Genomic DNA, 17416 nt, shown 5'->3' with positions numbered 1-17416 from the left:
GAGGAAAGGGATGAAGCTCCTTGCAGGTCCGTCTATCGCGATCGCGTGCTGCTTCACGGGCGGCGGCTGCATTGCTTTGACGCCGTATGCAACCATCCTTGAAACCGTACCGCGCCACGAGTTTGTGAAGGTCGGTGAGCAGTGGGTCCATTTCGAACGCAAGGGCAGCGGCGATTCACTGATTCTTATCCACGGCTTCGCGGGTTCCACCTTCTCATACCGGCAGGTCATGGACGGGCTCGCAAAATCCTTCGATGTGATCGCCGTCGACTTGAACGGCTTCGGATACACCGAGAGACCATTCGGTGCGGAACCCTACTCGCCGCGGGGCCAGGTCGCGCTGGTCACCGGACTGATGGATCGCCTCGGCGTTCGCGAAGCGCACGTTCTAGGGCACTCGTATGGCGCGGGCATTGCGATGCTGTTGGCGGTGCAGGAGCGCAATCGTGTGACGTCCGTCATTGCGGTCGATGGCGCCGGGCCGCGCACGGGCGGTTCATCAGGTATTCCGAGAGAACTGCTGCCGCTGGCATCCGCGCTGATTCAGACATTCGTAGTCAGCGAGGACACAGTCCGGCGGGGACTGACTTCCAGTGTCTATCGACCTCAGGTCGTCACGGATGAGTTCGTTTCGGCATACTATTCGCGGATTCGCATCGAGGGTCTGGGCCGAGCGATCGAGGGACTTCTCGGAGGTTCCGCCGGCGATCCACTTGATTTTGCCTATCGCGATGTGAGGCAGCCCGCCTTGATCATCTGGGGTGAGCACGACAACATCATCCCGATTTCCGTCGGTGAGAATCTTCACAAGCAACTGACTGGATCTCAGTTCGTGCGCTTCGATCAGTCGGGTCATCTGCCGATGGATGAAGAACCGCAGAAATTCGTCAGCACGGTCACCGGGTTTCTGAATCGGTAATGCCTCACTTCTCAACGTCGCCCTCCACGTCAAGGCGGCCGAGTGCATCGACGCCTGATCGGCTCATGGGCGGCGGCGCGGCGTCCCGACGATGCCGATAAGCATCGGAATTGATACCCGTGCGCTTCTCGTCAACAATAGGCCGGATTGCGTTTCAAGGAGCTCCGAATGGGTTCGACGATAAAGGGCATTGTTCTGGCGGGCGGCACCGGATCGCGGTTGTGGCCGTTGACCAAGGTCACGAACAAACATCTGCTGCCGGTCGGTCGAATGCCGATGATCTACTACCCAATTGAACAGCTTCGGGGCGCGGGCATCGAGGAAATCCTGATCGTGACAGGCGTTGAACACATGGGAGATGTGGTCGGTCTGTTGGGTTCGGGCAGGGAATTCGGCGTTCGGTTTACCTACAAGGTCCAGGATGAGGCGGGTGGAATCGCTCAGGCGCTCGGGTTGTCTGAAAACTTTGCGGGCGGTCAGAAGGTCTTTGTGATTCTCGGTGACAACATCACCTGCGATTCTCTCGCGGACGAGGCCATCCGGTTTTCGAAGCAATCCAGCGGAGCACGCGTTCTTCTTAAGGAAGTCACCGATCCGCATCGCTTCGGCGTGGCGGAACTTCGTGATGACCGAATCGTTGGCATTGAAGAGAAGCCGAGCCGGCCACGGTCTTCCTATGCCGTCACGGGCTTTTATTTTTATGACGCGGACGTGTTCGACATGGTGCGCGCGCTGAAACCGTCGGGTCGGGGCGAATTGGAGATTACCGACGTAAACAATGCGTATCTTCAGCGGGGCGACTTATCGCACGGCTTCATCAGGGGCTGGTGGAGTGATGCCGGCACGTTTGAGTCCCTTGCGCGGGTGAATCAGTTGATTGAGCGGGAAGGGACAGCGTGAACGGAGTCTCCGCATCTCAGGCAGGTCAGCAGGATGGTTTCTCGCCGAAGTGCGTTCTGGTCACCGGCGGAGCGGGATTCATCGGTTCGAATTTCATTCGCCATGTGCTTGCTCGAACCGGGGAAACCGGCGGCACCCGCATCATCAACCTCGACTGCCTCACCTACGCCGGAAATCTCGAAAATCTGGCGGACGTGACAGCCGATGAGCCGCGGTACGTCTTCGCCAGGGCGGATATCTGCGAGACGGCGACGGTGGTAGCGCTGTGTCACCGGCACGGTGTCGATGCGATCGTGAATTTTGCCGCGGAAAGCCATGTAGACCGGTCGATTGAAGGTGCGGCTCCCTTCATTCGCACCAACGTCCAGGGGACGCTGAGTCTGCTCGAAGCGGCGAGATCCTGCGGAAATCTGCGATTCCTTCAGGTCGGCACCGATGAAGTGTATGGTTCGCTCGGAAACGAAGGGCTGTTCTCCGAGCTGACGCCACTTGACCCGCACTCACCGTACAGTGCCAGTAAAGCGGCAGCTGATCATCTTGTCTCCGCCTTCGGCACGACGTACGGGCTTCCTGTCTTGATTACGCGATGCTCGAACAACTACGGACCCTATCAATTTCCTGAAAAGATGATCCCGCTCATGATCAATAATGCGCGACTGGATCGGCCGTTGCCCGTCTACGGAGACGGCCGCAACGTGCGGGATTGGCTGTACGTCGAGGATCATTGTTCGGCGATTTGGGCGGCATTGACGAAGGGAAGGCCGGGCCGCACCTACAATATAGGCGGCAGCAGCGAACGGCGGAACATCGATGTTGTCAAAGCCATCCTGCGAATGATGAACAAGCCGGAATCCCTGATCACATTCGTCAAGGATCGTCCCGGTCATGACTATCGGTACGCGATCGATTGTTCTCGAATCGAAAGCGAACTGGGCTGGAGACGAACGGTTACATTTGAAGACGGATTGCAGCGAACAATCCAGTGGTATATCTCAAATGATGCCTGGCTGGATCGAGTCACGTCGGGCGCTTACCGGGATTACTACAACAGGATGTATGGTTCAAACGGATGAGTGCGCAAAGTCGCAGCCCGTCTGATTGGCATTCAAACGGCTTGCAATCGTGCGGTTGAAACGAACGTGCGGATTATAATCACAGGTCTGCTCGGGTAGCGTTATACTTTGGACGAAACGAGACGATCCCGGCCGGGTCGTTGTGTGCGAGGCCGGTTAGATGACGCGGATCATCATCATTGTGTCGCTGGCGGCGGTATCCGCCGGGCTGATCATCCTGTATCGTGTGGGCACGGCAAATCGTTTGCAGCGGAAATCGGGCAGAAGACCTGCGAATGATTCGGTCGGGGCGGCCTCGAAATATCGACGTTGCGAAGGCTGCGGGCATCTGAATACGCAGGATGGATCATTCTGCGGAAAATGCGGCAAGCGGATTGAATAGGCTTGGGGTCGCGCATCGATGCGCGATTCCTCCCACGGGTGCCGGACCAAGACAGGTCGCATTGAACGCACCGGCGGAGATCGGGTACCGCCCGGTGGACTTTAGCACAGAGGATTGCGAGTTGAGGAGGCAGTAATGTCAGGAGCGCCGAGCAAGTCTATTGGAAGAGTCAATCTGGCGAAGCTGCCGATTTTCACAATGCTCGCCATCGGAGCGATCGCGTTGATCGTCTTCGGTCTGTTCGTTTTGTGGTTTGTCATTCGGGTCGAGGTGGGCACGAACAAACTGCTGGTGTTGGTGAATAAATCCGGTGAGGACCTGCCGAAGACGCTGTATGACGATTACGGCGATCAGGTGATTCTCTATCCGGAACTCGTGGCGGGAATTGCGGCGTCAACCGGCAATAGCGAGCAGGCCGTTCGCGAAGGGTACAAGGGCATTCAGTACGAAGTGAACAAGGAAGGCCGGTACTTTCCCAATCCGTGGTCGCGCGAGCCTCGGGTCATCGACACGACAATTATTGAACAGGGACAGGTGGGCGTGTTGATTCGGAAATTTGGCAGACCGTTACCATATCCGAAGACCGTCGCGACGGAGCCGGACGAACGGGGGCCCGTCGCGCAGGTGCTCGGCCCGGGCCGACATGATGTGAATCTGCTGGCGTACGACGTTCAGAAGTACCCGGCGATCTCCATTCCGGAAGGACATGTCGGAGTCGTAACGCTCCTCTCAGGCAATGAGCCGAAGGTGAAGAACACCTACACCGTGGCGCCTGGTGAAAAGGGCGTCCAGCGCGAAACACTTCCGCCGGGATTGGAGTATTTCAATCCCTATTTGAAGCGAATCGACATTGTTGATATTCGCAGCCACAAGTATGACACCGTCGGGAATGACGCGATCTACTTCCCGTCGAGCGACAGTTTCACCATTACGATTGAAGGCACCATTGAATGGGCCATCCGGCCGGACCGGGTGGCCGAAGTGACGGTCGCGTACGGTGATGTGGATGACATTCTGAACAAGATTATTCTTCCGAATGCTCGCAGTATCGCTCGCATTCAGGGCTCCAAGCTCAAGGCGAGGGAATTCATCAGCGGCCGGACGCGGTCGGCGTTTCAAACGCGGCTGTTGACCGAATTGAAGGACGAGTGCTGGAAGCAGGGCATTGATATCAGGGCGGCCCTGGTTCGGGATATTCAACCGCCGAGCGAAATCGCGGCGCTCATCAGTCAGCGAGAGCAGGCGGATCAGGAAATCGAACGATCCACGAATCGCATGGAAGAAGCGAAAAGCGAGGCTTTGCTGGTCGAACAGCAGGAAATGGCGGGCCGCAATACCGCACTGGGCGATGCCAGACGCAATGTCGTCACGATGACAAAAGATGCCGAACAGGGCAAGGTCGTATCCGTCACGCAGGCGAATCGGGCGCTCGAGGTCGCCAAGCTGCAACTCGAGGCAGCCGAAAAGGAAGCGGCCGCTCTGCGTTCCCGCGGTGAAGCCGAGGCCAAGGTGATCCTTTTCGGATTTCAGGCAAAGGCCGAACCGCTGGCGAAGTCCGTCGCGGCCTTTGGTGACGGAGCCGCCTACGCACAGCACTTCTTCCTGCAAAAAACGGCGCCGGCCATTCAGTCGATCGTTTCCAATACCGAGGGGACTTTTGCGGACATTTTCAAGCAGTTCCAGTCGTTCAAGATGTCGTCGGCCGTGAAAACGGAGGAGCGAAAGTAATGCGGAAAATCGTTCTTATCATTGTCGGCATCGCATTGCTGGGTACGGGCGTCACCGGCATCGTCGCATGGATGACCTGCCGAATTTATGTGCCAGCGGGAATGTGCGCCGTGTTGATCAAGAAAACCGGCGAACCCCTTCCGGGCAGCGAGTCGGTCGCGACAGAACCGCAGCAGCGCGGAATTCAGGTGGAGGTGCTGGGCCCCGGACGTCATTTCCGCGATCCCCTTCGTTACGAATGGAAACTCGTGCCGCAGACGGTCATCCCCGCCGGCGACCCGACAAAATGGACCTTTCGATCAATGGTTCCAGCTTATCAGCCTGACGCGGTTCGGAAGATGATGGATCAGGTGGTCGAGCATCTGCCGCGCATCGGTGTCGTAACGCGACGTGTCGGGAAGAAGGCGCCTGAGGGTCGTCTCGTGGTCAAGCGATCCAGCGGGTATCAGGGCATTCTGGAAGAAGTGCTGACGCCTGGCACCTACAAGTTGAACCCGAACGTGTACTCGGTCGAACTCTATCCGGCGACATTCGTCCCGACCGGTTTTGTCGGCGTCGTCACCAATTTGATGGATTCTCGTGCCTCGTCGAATGCGGCAGAACGCATCGTGCCGGATGTCACGGATACCAGCCGAACCAGTGCGCGCGACAGCGATGACGAGATTGCATCGACGCAACCCGAACTCGAGATGCACGTTCGACCGTTGGCCGAGGCGGGTCAGCGCGGCACGCAGCGCGATGTTTTGCAGCCGGGAATCTACTTCATCAACCCGCGTGTCCAGAAAGTGACCCTTGTTGAAATCGGTTTTAATGAATATTCCCAGTTGCACATGCAGACCGATGCGACGGAGCAGATTTCATTTCCGTCGGATACCGGATTCATGATTTCCGTCGGCGTGACCGTGGTATGGGGAATTGATCCGAGTCATGCAGCGGAGATCATCAACGAATTCGGCAATGTCGACGGCGTTCTCGACAAGGTCATTGTGCCTCAGTTGCGATCGATTTGTCGGAACATTGGTTCGACCTACGCTGCACGCGACTTCATACAGGGCGAAAAACGCGAGAAATTTCAACAGGACCTGACGGCCGAACTCCAGCGAATCTGCCGCGCCAAGAATATCGAAGTCCTGCTCGCGCTTGTTCGCGAAATCGAGGTGCACGCGCCAACCGGTGGCGAACTCGGCGGCAGCGTGATGGAAGACCTCAAGCGAACCATTCAGCAGAGCTACATCGCGATGGAGAGTCAACTCACCAAGGACAAACAGCGTGAGGCGGCGGTTGTCAAAGCGCAGCTTGAGGAAGTGAAAAAGAAGGTCGATATCGCACGTGAATCGATCAACGCCGAAACGCGCGTGATGGTGGCGGATGTCATAGCCGACGGCGAGAAGCAGGCGGCTGAAATCGGCGCGCGGGCCGAGCTGGAGGTTGCGACCATCCAGCAGCAGGTTGCGACGCTCGATGCCCGGCGCACGGAAATTCTCGGTCAGGCCAAAGCGGATGTGGAGCGATTCAGGAAGGATGCCGAAGCACAGGGCTATCGGATGCTTGTCGAGGCCTTTGGTTCTCCGCAGGCGTATAACCTTTTTACCTTTGCGGAGAGTTTTCAGCCGAATTCGATCAAGTTGATCTACGCGGGCGACGGCACGTTCTGGACGGACCTGACGCGGCTGGAGGAGGTCGGCGCGGCCAGGCTGCTAAAGCCTGAAGCGACGAAGCAGGGTGGCCGACAAAAATAGGTTGAATGCGACGCTTCGGAAAGCGCGATGTTCACTGAGACACGTGATTCGCTCCGGAATTACATCAATCGGGCCGCTGATTCCCGCTCGATTGCGGGGGAACAGCGCCGCCGGATCGAGCGAGTTCGCCTCGTGGATGTCACATATGTGGCAGTGGCGCTGTGTCTGGCCGCAATCGGGGGCATCAGAGGCACGCCGATCGGGGACCGAAGCGATTCGTCGGTCGAACCCCGGCTCGCGGACGGTGTGCGACGTGGAATCAACCCGAATACCGCGAGTTGGTCGGAAATTGCCTTGTTGCCGGGCCTTGGTGCGAGCGTGGGCAAGCGTGTTGTGGAATATCGGGAACTTCGTTGCTCCGAGGCGGGGGGCGGCACGAGGGCCGGCCACATTTTCAACGGTCCAGTCGATTTGCTGGCAATTCGCGGCATCGGGTCGCAGACGCTCGCCCGCATCGGGCCATTTCTGACTTTTGAATGATCCACTTCATCAGGGCGGCTTGCTGGGATGCCTGTCGCAGGGACGCAGTCCGCGCGCGGGTACCCCGCGTTATTGACACCCCGCGCGGCTCGGGATACGGTCCGCAGGTGTCCGGACCTCGCCCAGGTTTTCTGCGGTCGACTGTCGCCAGTCAGCCGACCGTATGCGGGCGCTGGGAAGGCTGTTCCGGCTCGGCGGAGGGCAGTGTTGCCACTCCGGATGGGCGGATGACCCGGATGGAGCAGCGATGGCCGTCAAGAATTGGTCTGAGAACATCATCGTCGGCGAGTTGCAGGACGATCCGCTTTTTTCCGAAGATCTGAATCTGATTCAGGAAATGATCGAATCGCGACAGAATTGCAATGTCGTGCTGGACTTCGCCAACGTGAATTACCTGAACTCATCAAACATCGCCAAGTTGCTGAAGCTTCGCAAGCACATGCTGGGTTCGGGCAGCGGCAAGCTGCGTCTTTGCGCAATCAATACGGGCGTCTGGGGCGTGTTTCTCGTCACCGGTCTGGATAAGATTTTCGAATTCTGTGACAACGTCGCCAGTGGATTGGCGAGCGTTCAGCTCGAGGCCTGATGCTCCGCTGAAATCGATCGCGACGCGTGAACGTCACCTTCTGCGCAGGGGCCCGATCGTCACCGATTTGACACCCGCATGCCGATGTCACCGCGGAAAACCGCGCCCTTGAATGAAATCGCCCGCACCGCTTCATAGGCACGCTGACGCGCCTGATGAACATCTTCGCCCAGGGCCGTGACTCCGAGCACGCGCCCGCCGTCCGAGACGGTGAGACCTTCGGGCGTTCGCGCCGTGCCGGCATGGAACACCTGCACGTCGGGTAACTCTGCGGCGGCGTTCAGCCCTTCAATCGGTACACCTCGGTCATAGGGACCCGGATATCCTCCGGACGCCATGACCACGCACAAGGCCGCGGACCGCTTCCATTCAAGCTGAATCTGATCGAGCTGCCCGTCGATCACGGCGTCAATTGCTTCAATCAAATCGGTTTCGAGCCGCATGATCAGCGGCTGAGTTTCGGGATCACCCAATCGACAGTTGAATTCCAGCACCTTGGGTCCGCCGGCGGTGATGATCATGCCAGCGTAGAGCACGCCCTTGTATTCGATTTCCTCACGCCGCAGTGCGTCAATGATCGGGACGAACACATCGCGTTCGATGATCGCGAGGTCGTTTTCGGTCAGCAGCCCCGATGGACTGAATGCACCCATGCCGCCCGTGTTGGGGCCGGTGTCCTGCTCGCCGAGGCGCTTATGATCCGCGGCTGATTCGAGGATGTAGATATTCCGACCGTCAACGAGTGCCAGGACGCTGACTTCGGGACCCTGGAGGATTTCCTCGACCACGACTTTCATGCCGGCTTCGCCCAGTTCCTTTTTCAGCATCAACCGTTCGAGCGTGACGAGTGCATCGGCCGGGTCTTCGTGGACAAAAACACCCTTGCCAGCCGCGAGCCCACTCGCCTTTACGACGACGCCCTCGTCGCGTGATGCAACATATCGATAAGCCATGTCGAAGCCGCGATCGATCTTCGGTGGGGGATCCTCTCCTTCCTTGGTGCGCCTGGCGAAAATCAATTCCTGCTGCGTCGGTTCGAAAATGCGCGCTTCGGCCGTGGGGACGCCCGCCTCCCGCATGAGTCGCTTGGCGTAGGCTTTGTCGCCCTCGATGCGAGCAGCTGCCTTGGTGGGGCCGAAGATGCGAAGGCCTGCCGACACGAACTCATCGACAATTCCTGCACATAGCGGCGCTTCCGGGCCGACGATCGTCAGGTCTATCCGCTCCTTCGTAGCGAACGCCTTAAGGCCGGCGACATCTTCGGCGGCGATGGGGATGTTCTTTGCCAGAGAGCCGGTGCCCGCATTTCCCGGGGCGCAAAAAATCTGCGGCCGGCGCGCCGATTGCGCCAGCTTCCAACATAGGGCGTGTTCGCGCCCACCGCCTCCGACAACCAGTATTTTCATTCGGTTGGGTACTCGCTGTTGCTGCGGTGCCGTGCCGTTCAGCACGGGCACCGATCATGACCGAAAAACATAGCATCTTAGCGGAACCGCCGTATGATGGAAGCGGCACGCGGCTGAGCAGAGGGCGGTGATTTGCCGTGGCCGGCCCTGGTCGGAATCGGAGATCGCGGCTTAAAAATTCTCTGAAGTCCGAATGTCGATTACGACGGAAGGGGCTGCCGCTAACTTGCGAGATTGGCGAATCGAGCGGATAATCGCGGCGGATCGGTGATGGTGGTATGCCACCATCTCGCGGGTGTAGCTCAATGGTAGAGCACCAGCCTTCCAAGCTGGACGTTGCGAGTTCGAGTCTCGTCGCCCGCTTTGTGACCGTGCATGTCGGCAGTTGACATTTCCCCATGATTTAAGGCATTTTCGACGATTTCGCATTCGGCGAACGATGTCGTCGATTTGTCACCAGCAGCTTCGGAATGACCACATGGGCCTAGGTTTGGTGCGAGCATTGGTGCAAGCGTTGAAGCCTCAGGGTCCTGCTTGCCCGGCCTGCCGTGTGTTCCGGTCGCGCCGCCCGTTCCTGCCGGCACGGTCCCGCTTCGGCGCTCGACCGCACTGTCACCTTTGAGAAATTTTGCGTGGGATGATTCCAGTTTGCCCTGTGCGGCCGACGTGGTGACTGCAATGGCTACTGCCGAAGAACGAGCAACGCATGGAAGCGCGGTCGGGGCTGGGCCACGGAGTCAAACCACGCTCGTTCGGCGGAGCGGCGTATTGGTCAAACTATCGGAGTGCAGATTCGAAGCGACCGCGGAGGCGGGGAGCCTCGAATTGATAGCCCACTGATTAATCAAAAGCGTCGATCGTGGTTGGCCCCAGACGGTTCGACGCGGCCTTTTCGAGATCCAGCCCGGCAGGAATTGCGATTTTTCGAGGGTGTTCGCTGCGACAAGACGGCCCGGCCGCCGGACGCGGGATTCCGGTATGATACCATCTCATGGAACTCGATGGCATTTTTCTCGATATGTACGGCACGCTGACGTCGGGCGACCGCGATGCAGTGGAGCGCGTCTGCACTGAGGTTGTTCGCGACACCGGTGTGAAGCTCTCGGCGCACGAACTGGCTATCGCATGGGGCGACCGATTCTTTCACTTTCTGGATTTCTGCAATGGTGCCGAATTTATGACACTTCTCGATGTAGAGCGCAGGACGCTGGTGGACACGATGGCGCAGCTTGGGGTCGCGATGGATCCGGAGCCGTACTGTCTGATGCTTCAGGAGTATTGGCGGAGCCCGCCGCTTCAGCCGGACGCGAAAGCCTTTCTCGAATCGGTGAAGTTCCCCGTCTGTATCGTATCCAACGCCGACCATGCCGATGCCGAGGCCGTCGTCGCGACGCACGGCCTGCGCGTCGATCACATCGTCACGTCGGAATCGACGCGGTCCTACAAGCCCGATCGGCGCATCTTCGAGGCAGCGCTGGCGCAGACCGGCTGGCGTCGCGACCGCGTCATCCACGCGGGCGATTCGCTGCACAGCGACGTCGGCGGGGCGATGGTCGCGGGCATCCGCAGTGTCTGGATCAATCGATCGCACCGCATTCACGACATCGGTACCCATACGCCGGACCATGAGTTCGATGACCTGATGGGGCTGGCGTCGTGGCGAGTGTGAGCGGCTCACGCCAAGTGAACGGGCTGGCTGTCAGACGAGTGGCATACTGTTCTATGGTTACGCGATGCCGGATGCTTCGGAACGCCGCCCACTGATATCCCAGGCAACGCGGAGGAGGGGCATTCCCAGGGCGGGAGCATTTTGCGGAAATTCGTTAAATATTTTGCTTGTTTTTTTTGGGGGGGGGGAGGATAAGATAGGGCTTACATCGGTGCCGTTAGCGTATTTATGCTGTGTTGTTTGTAGTTCCGCGGAATCATATCGTGCTAGAATTCGGCTGAAAACGCAGTATTCAACCCAGCCGACGCTATTTGATAGTTACCAATACGCCTCACGTGTCCTGAGGATTTTTGTCTCGGGATGGTAGGAAGCTCATGGTCAACATTAAATGGAGGAACTCAAATGGCGGCGAAACCTTGCGTAGCAGTCGCAGTACAACCGGTTTCAAAACACACTCGCACGCATCTGCCTCTCTCAGGGATCGGATACTGCATCGTGGTCTGCTTTTCACTCGCCTGTAGTCTTGGGACAGCGGTGCATGGCGACGAAGCACCAAACGGACCGGCTAAGCGCATTTTACTCTACACAGACAACACCCCCGGGGCCATGGTCTGGTCGTACGCCCATGCGTGGTCGGCGTATCACGCCAATGTCGACGTGCAGATCGTTACATCGCAGTCTTCTTTCATTGACACGCTTCCGGCTTTTGCGTGGGATCGTGTTGTAGTGACCGAGAGGCATGCGGAGGCATCGCCCGCTTATGCGTCGGCGCTCGCCGCGTATGTAGAGTCCGGAGGTTATGCGATGATTCACCGGTGGCGGGAAGATGCCACCAATCCACCGGAGGCATTGCAGATTGTGCAAGCGCCGGTCGCATCGCACGTATGGTACGCTGGTCAGACGATCTGGGCCTACTATCTCACCAAATTGGAATCTGAGAAAGCATCGGGCGTCGATGCGGGCTATGTCATGAAGTCATTCTCCGGCGTTTCGACCGGAGCGACCTCGATCGTCTCTACCATCGGGATGGGACAATTGGTAGCTGGTCTTCATACGGCGGCACAGCAGAATCCACCGACGGACGAAAGTTGCGAAGGGAAGATGGACGAATGCGTCATCAAGGCTCAGGATGAACATATCGCCCGCAATGCCGATTGCCGGAGGGCATATGGTCCGCGGCCTCTCGCTACGCCGCCGAGTCCCGGCTCTCCCGAAAAACTGAAGGCCTGCCTGTTGAATGCACTCCAAGCGATGCACGGCGACATTGTGAAGATTGTCAACGACTATTTCGTGTGCGTGGACATCCGAAGTCTTCCAAGCCAATGACTTCACCGGAGATCAATGTTGGTTTCGTCAGATGGTATTCCCCATATTAGTGGGACACGTTGTTAAGTGTGTTCATGCGGCAGTTTCATAATCGGCCGGGCTCCGATAGCCCAGGCTCGAGTGCAGCCGCTGGCGATTGTAAAATACCTCGATCCATTCGAATATGATCCGGCGGGCTTCGTCGCGTGTCGCGTAACGATCCCGGTTAATCAGTTCCCGTTTGAGCGTCGCATACCGCCAGGGCCTCGCAAACGAAGCTCAGGCGACATCGCCCGCGATGCTGGTCGATGAAGGCCAAGCCTCAGCCATGCTTCACGACCGCTCAAGTGGAATCGCTCATCGAAAAGGCGCTAGGAGAAGAAAAAACCGCCTTCGCCATGATGGGCTACGCCGGGCTTCGCATCGGCGAAGTCGAGCAACTCCGATGGGAGGATATACGGCTCAAGGATGGCAAGCCGATGATGCTGCACGTCCGACGCGGCGGCTCGAACGGCACGACGAAGGATAAGGACGAGCGGTTCGTGCCCGTGCATCCTCGCATCGCCAATCTGCTCCCTCCGGCGAAAAAATCCGGTCTTGTGTTTTCGACGATCCGCGAGCGGACGCTGCTCGCTCGCCTCAAGGATTTGTGCAAGGCGTGCGAGTTTGAGAAGGCGGACGAGTTCAAGCTGCACTCGTTCCGGCATCATTTCGCCAGTCTGTGCGCCAATCACGGCGTCGCTCATCGCAAGGCCCTGGCATGGCTCGGCCACTCGTCGTCCGACATGCTCGATCTCTACTATCACCTGCACGACGACGACAGCCAGCAAGCGATGCTGGCGCTGGCGGCGGGAGCCGAATCGCTCTCGCAACGGAGTGATGCGGATTCGCGTTTTGAGGGCAGTTTGAGGGCAGTCGGGCAGTCAACAATCGAGAAACTTTCGCAAGTGCGAGAGTTTCAAGAGTTTGTGAACGGCCTCGAAAATGAAACGGAGAGGGGGGGATTCGAACCCCCGGTACGTTTTACCGTACACATGCTTTCCAAGCATGCACCTTCAGCCACTCGGACACCTCTCCACGCGCGCCGTTGGCGTGCGGTAGCTTCCTTACTAAGATAGGCCGATGTGAACGCATTGTATAGGGCCGCGCGAAGACGTCGCGGCGTCGACAATGGGCGGATCCGCTCTGCCAGGAAACGTCCGAGATCACCACGATCGCGCGCCGAAAGGCGGTATCAGACACGGAGGCGTCAACATGGTCACGATCGGCATGAACTACAAAGTGCTCCAGGGCAAGCAGGAAGTGTTCGAGAGCGCATTTCGGAAAGTGATCCATGCCATGCGTGACATGGCAGGGCACTCGGGCTCCAAAATGTATCGCGACATTGACGATGCCCTGAGCTATGTCATTCTTTCCGAATGGAGCGACAAGGCCGCCTTCGAATCATTCATCGGCTCAGACGCTTTCCGGAACGTTGCCAACTGGGGCAAGGAACAGATACTCGCCGGTCGGCCGACACATACCTATTATGACCATTGATCGCCGCCGGTGCGCGCGACCCGGCGAATGACCTACCCATGTCAGAGTCTGGCACCGAACGCCCTCGAACCGAAACGTGGCCGTACTTCCGAACGCCGCTTGCAGCGTATCTTTTGGTGATGCTGCCCATCGGCACGCTGATGGCATTCCTGCTGACGGTTTCAGGCACGCCGGTTTGGATGAAAATCTCGTCGGCCGCCGTGCTCGCGATGTCCCTGTTCGGTCTGCTTCACGGCTATGGCCGCAGGCTGGTCCTCCACGCGTCCGGAGCACGATTTGTTCGGCTCTCGGGAAGGATCGAAATCGCGTGGGAGGAAGTCGGACGATTCGGCGTCTATGCGCCCGGCGGTCATGCCGGCGGGCCGAAATACATCTTCATAACTCGGCGCGACCGACGGCCGGCAGGGTCGTGGGAAATCGATGAATCCACGATTCAGATTCAGTACCGCGACCGTGTCATGGAGTCCATTCGCGCCGCTTTGGGACCCGCTGCGGCTGCAAAAGAAGACAAGCCTGAAGCGGTCGAGCGCACGCTCGCCGCTCCGTGAGGAACCGCGGGTGTGCATCGAGCCGTCCAGGCTTGCCACTCCACCCTTACCAGATAGGTCGCGCTTCAGTCAGCAAGCTATTCTAGCATCGACCACTGCCGCAGGCTTTTCGTTGCCTGCCAGCGCCGCATCGCGAACCGAAGCAAGTTGTCCCGATCGACTTTTCACCAGAGTCAGACACGTCATTGAAGACTGCGCTTGCGGAACGATCGATCCGTTCAGCATCGCCCTCTGGCTGACGGACCATGTTAATCGATCCACCACAGTCCACGTCAATACCAAAGACAGATTTTCTCAGTCCGATTCGGAATCTTCCGAGGCCGGTCTGCCTCTTCCGCCGCGGTCCGAATCATCGCCACGAAGCCGCCCGCCACGACCGCCGCGACCACGCTCACGACGATCGGGTCGTCGGTCCTCCAACTTCTTTAGTTCCGCTTCCACGCTCTTCTGTTGATCCGGCGTAAGTACTGCCATGACGTCGGCATGGAGCTTCTCAAGCTTCTCACGCTGCAGCTTCATCCGATCCTCGCGTGTCGGTCGAGCGGGTCTTGAGCCATCCTCCCTGTCGCTGTCCGACGGCTTCTCCGGCGGCCGCCGGAACTCTTCAAAGAGCTTTTCAATCTGAGATTTTTGTTCGCCGGTCAGATCGGGTATCCGATCGATGATCGCTTTGAGCATTCGCGGATCGCGGCCGGCGCCGCCACGATTGAAACCCGACGCGGCGCGCTCCGCCCAGACTTTCTCAAAATCCTCCTGTTGATCGGGTCGCAGCAGTTGAAAGACACCGTCGTGCAGATTCTTCTCCGACTGTTCCAGTTGTTCGCGGATCGGCTGAAGTTTGGCTTCGCGTTCCGTGCGGATTTTGCGCGCTTCCTCTCTCAATTCGTCGATTCTCGTCGGATCATCTGATTGGCGGGCCTCCTCCATCGCCTTCCGAAGGCGATTCATGGTTTCACTCTCCTCAGGCGTCGGCCGGAACTCGTCCCGAGCCGCCATGACCTTGGCGTGGTGTTCGTCAATCAGCTTGCGAACCGCGACACTCTGGGCTTCATCCAGCTTCAATTGTTCCTTGAGATGTTCGAGCTGCATTTCCGGCGGGGCGGCGCGGCCTATCCCGGGACCGGGCCGCATTTCTCTTGGCCTTTCTTCGCGCGCCGGCCGTTCGTTCGGAGGCGGGTTGCCCGGCGATTGAGCCACCGCAAAAGATGTAGCCAGGACCACCAGGAACGCGGCGAGGCATTGACGCTTCAAGTGCATGGGATCACTCCATTTCATGGTTTCGTGCCACACGGCTCGGCCTCGATCTCTGCGAGGCCGCCTCAATACATAACGTCCGAACCGGTCATTAATTGCCAATCGGCCGGTTCCTTTTGAATCTGACACGCTTCGGCTTGTTCAGTTAAGGCAAGAGCCTAGAATGTCGTTAAGTCCGCGCGACATGACGGGCTCACACTCCATAACTCCGGGTATACATGTACTTTGTCATTATTATGGCGTTTGCTCTGGTCCTCAGCGACAACCTGCCGCCCGAGGCCTGTAACCTCTTTCGAAGTTACCCGTTTCACTCTCCGACCGCGATCTGGGGCACCCTTGCAATCGTTCTGGGACAGATCGTGCTGGTCGGTTGCTATGCCGGCATTCAGCGGCGACGCACATCAAGGCATTTCGATGGAACGCCATTCGGGCATGATGCAGCCGTCGACGCATATGGCCGATTTCAGGATTCGCTGCTTTTCGTGCTCGCGGGGTTTCTGGTCCTCTCGATTGTCTGCACCCCGTGGGTCCAGATCGTCCGCGTGCTGTGGGGACTCGGCCGATTCGCCCTGGTCGGCGATCTGGTCATCCTTGCGCCATTGTTCGCGTCGCTGACCGTAGTCTGGATCATTGGTTACGGCGTTGAATTGCGGTTACGGGCTGAAGCGGCCATCGCGGATCAATCCCGCGGTCATTCCGGCGAGGCCGCGCCGATGCATGAGACGCCGATTGCGCACGAATCCGCCGCCGCGTCGAAATCGCCAAGTGATGCGGTTATTGCGCTGCGCGATTCGGCGCTCTCAAGATCCACGCCGCGCATCGGACTGCCTGCCCACCTGTCGGACAAGTTCCGCCATCAGGTTCTGATACTCGCCGCGCCCATGTGCATCATCCTTGTTGCGAAGTTTCTCATTCATGAATACGGCCCGCGGCTTGTAACACTTCCACCCGATGCGCTCATGCGGGACATCATTCTGAACAGCGCGCTGGGCCTGGTATCCGTGCTGGTGTTGGTGGTTTCGCCCTGGCTGCTTCGATACACCTGGTCGACGGAACCACTGCCGAACGGGCCGCTTCGCGATCGCTTCGAGAAAATATGCAAACGCATCGGCCTTCGCTACCGGGAGATTCTGCTTTGGCATACCCATGGCGCGACCGTCAATGCCGCCGTCATGGGCTTTGTTGCACCGCTTCGTTTTATCCTGGTCTCCGATGCACTGCTCGAATCCATGGACGATGAAGAGATCGAGGCCGTCTTCGCCCACGAGGCCGGGCACGTTCAGCACTGGCACCTGCCGTTCTTCGGTGTATTCACGGTCGTATCGATGTATGTCGCCGGCGGTGTCATGCACCTGTTATTCTGGATCGACCATCTCATGGGCGAGCGCGTTGAAATCGACAACGCCATGCTCCAATTGTCCGCGCTGACTTCGCTGCTTCTGATGTGGCTCTTCGGGTTTGCCTGGCTCTCTCGGAAGTTTGAACGGCAGGCCGATCTCTACGGAGTCCGCTGCATCACGCCCGACATTGAGAGCTGTGTGCCGGCTTGTCCGGTTCACGGCAAAGTCGCCCGCAGGGGAATTTGCGTCGCCGCCGCCAACCTCTTCGGCCGCACGCTCGCACGCATCGCCGATCTGAACGGGATCCCGCGTGACGCGCCGAGCTGGCGCCACGGCAGCATCGAGTCCCGATGCCGATTGATCGAAACATTCGTCGCGGATGAGGGCGCCCTCCGGCAATTTGACCGCAAGATCCTGCGCATCAAGATCGGCCTCGTCGTTTGTGCGGTCGTCGGCAGTGTCATCGCCGTGGCAATCTACCACGGCCCGGTGATGGCGGCGCTCGCCAGAATGAACGCACGCGGGATCAGTCCCGGCGGGCTGTAGTG

The 17416-nt window shown here is 58.6% G+C and carries 15 protein-coding genes, 2 tRNA genes and 1 pseudogene; 14 read left to right on the top strand and 4 right to left on the bottom strand.

The features are described from left to right. Window positions 1-10: 10 nt before the first annotated feature. The 7 genes from KF841_12215 (at window position 11) to KF841_12185 (ending at window position 7807) form a co-directional block, all read left to right on the top strand. Window positions 11-919, top strand: a complete 909-nt coding sequence (locus KF841_12215; GenBank protein MBX3396118.1) for an alpha/beta hydrolase — start codon at window positions 11-13, stop codon at window positions 917-919. Between the two features lie 180 nt (window positions 920-1099). Further along, window positions 1100-1819 (top strand): NTP transferase domain-containing protein, encoded by a 720-nt coding sequence (locus KF841_12210; GenBank protein MBX3396117.1) that lies wholly within the window; start codon window positions 1100-1102, stop codon window positions 1817-1819. Further along, window positions 1816-2892, top strand: coding sequence for a dTDP-glucose 4,6-dehydratase (gene rfbB, locus KF841_12205; GenBank protein ID MBX3396116.1), 1077 nt, complete (start codon window positions 1816-1818; stop codon window positions 2890-2892). Before KF841_12210 ends, rfbB begins: the two co-directional genes overlap by 4 nt. 517 nt (window positions 2893-3409) lie before the next feature. Continuing rightward, window positions 3410-5002 carry a hypothetical protein gene (locus tag KF841_12200; GenBank protein MBX3396115.1) on the top strand — a complete coding sequence of 531 codons (1593 nt, stop codon included), beginning with the start codon at window positions 3410-3412 and terminating at the stop codon, window positions 5000-5002. Then, entirely contained in the window at window positions 5002-6741 is a 1740-nt protein-coding gene (locus KF841_12195; protein ID MBX3396114.1) for a hypothetical protein, read from the top strand. The genes KF841_12200 and KF841_12195 overlap by 1 nt, the downstream gene beginning before the upstream one ends. A gap of 27 nt (window positions 6742-6768) precedes the next feature. Then, window positions 6769-7221, top strand: a complete 453-nt coding sequence (locus tag KF841_12190) for a helix-hairpin-helix domain-containing protein (GenBank protein ID MBX3396113.1) — start codon at window positions 6769-6771, stop codon at window positions 7219-7221. Window positions 7222-7468: 247 nt separating this feature from the next. Beyond that, window positions 7469-7807: an STAS domain-containing protein gene (locus KF841_12185; protein ID MBX3396112.1), complete on the top strand. Its 339-nt coding sequence runs from the start codon at window positions 7469-7471 to the stop codon at window positions 7805-7807. A gap of 59 nt (window positions 7808-7866) precedes the next feature. Here KF841_12185 and purD read toward each other — a convergent pair whose 3' ends face one another. After that, window positions 7867-9213, bottom strand: coding sequence for a phosphoribosylamine--glycine ligase (gene purD / locus KF841_12180; protein ID MBX3396111.1), 1347 nt, complete (start codon window positions 9211-9213; stop codon window positions 7867-7869). A gap of 291 nt (window positions 9214-9504) precedes the next feature. Here purD and KF841_12175 point away from each other — a divergent pair. The 3 genes from KF841_12175 (at window position 9505) to KF841_12165 (ending at window position 12208) form a co-directional block, all read left to right on the top strand. Then, window positions 9505-9576: transfer RNA gene (locus KF841_12175), tRNA-Gly, on the top strand. A gap of 628 nt (window positions 9577-10204) precedes the next feature. After that, window positions 10205-10882, top strand: coding sequence for an HAD family hydrolase (locus KF841_12170; protein ID MBX3396110.1), 678 nt, complete (start codon window positions 10205-10207; stop codon window positions 10880-10882). Between the two features lie 402 nt (window positions 10883-11284). Continuing rightward, window positions 11285-12208, top strand: coding sequence for a hypothetical protein (locus tag KF841_12165; GenBank protein MBX3396109.1), 924 nt, complete (start codon window positions 11285-11287; stop codon window positions 12206-12208). 72 nt (window positions 12209-12280) lie between these two features. Here KF841_12165 and KF841_12160 read toward each other — a convergent pair whose 3' ends face one another. After that, window positions 12281-12421 (bottom strand): IS3 family transposase, encoded by a 141-nt coding sequence (locus KF841_12160; protein MBX3396108.1) that lies wholly within the window; start codon window positions 12419-12421, stop codon window positions 12281-12283. A 74-nt stretch (window positions 12422-12495) separates the two neighbouring features. On the opposite strand from KF841_12160, the pseudogene KF841_12155 reads away from it, so the two are divergent. Then, window positions 12496-12999 (top strand): annotated as a pseudogene (locus tag KF841_12155) (site-specific integrase). 178 nt (window positions 13000-13177) lie between these two features. Here the strand turns inward: KF841_12155 and KF841_12150 are convergent. Further along, window positions 13178-13264, bottom strand: a tRNA-Ser gene (locus KF841_12150). 177 nt (window positions 13265-13441) lie between these two features. Between KF841_12150 and KF841_12145 the strand changes: the two genes are divergently transcribed. Then, window positions 13442-13726: an antibiotic biosynthesis monooxygenase gene (locus KF841_12145; protein ID MBX3396107.1), complete on the top strand. Its 285-nt coding sequence runs from the start codon at window positions 13442-13444 to the stop codon at window positions 13724-13726. Window positions 13727-13764: 38 nt separating this feature from the next. Further along, window positions 13765-14274 (top strand): hypothetical protein, encoded by a 510-nt coding sequence (locus KF841_12140; GenBank protein ID MBX3396106.1) that lies wholly within the window; start codon window positions 13765-13767, stop codon window positions 14272-14274. A gap of 294 nt (window positions 14275-14568) precedes the next feature. Here KF841_12140 and KF841_12135 read toward each other — a convergent pair whose 3' ends face one another. Next, window positions 14569-15531, bottom strand: a complete 963-nt coding sequence (locus KF841_12135) for a hypothetical protein (protein MBX3396105.1) — start codon at window positions 15529-15531, stop codon at window positions 14569-14571. A 215-nt stretch (window positions 15532-15746) separates the two neighbouring features. Between KF841_12135 and KF841_12130 the strand changes: the two genes are divergently transcribed. Continuing rightward, entirely contained in the window at window positions 15747-17414 is a 1668-nt protein-coding gene (locus KF841_12130; protein ID MBX3396104.1) for a M48 family metalloprotease, read from the top strand. The last annotated feature ends 2 nt before the right edge of the window (window positions 17415-17416 follow it).

This window comes from Phycisphaerae bacterium (assembly GCA_019636475.1).
Taxonomy (GTDB): domain Bacteria; phylum Planctomycetota; class Phycisphaerae; order UBA1845; family UTPLA1; genus JADJRI01.
This window is presented reverse-complemented; position numbering and strand designations above follow the sequence as displayed.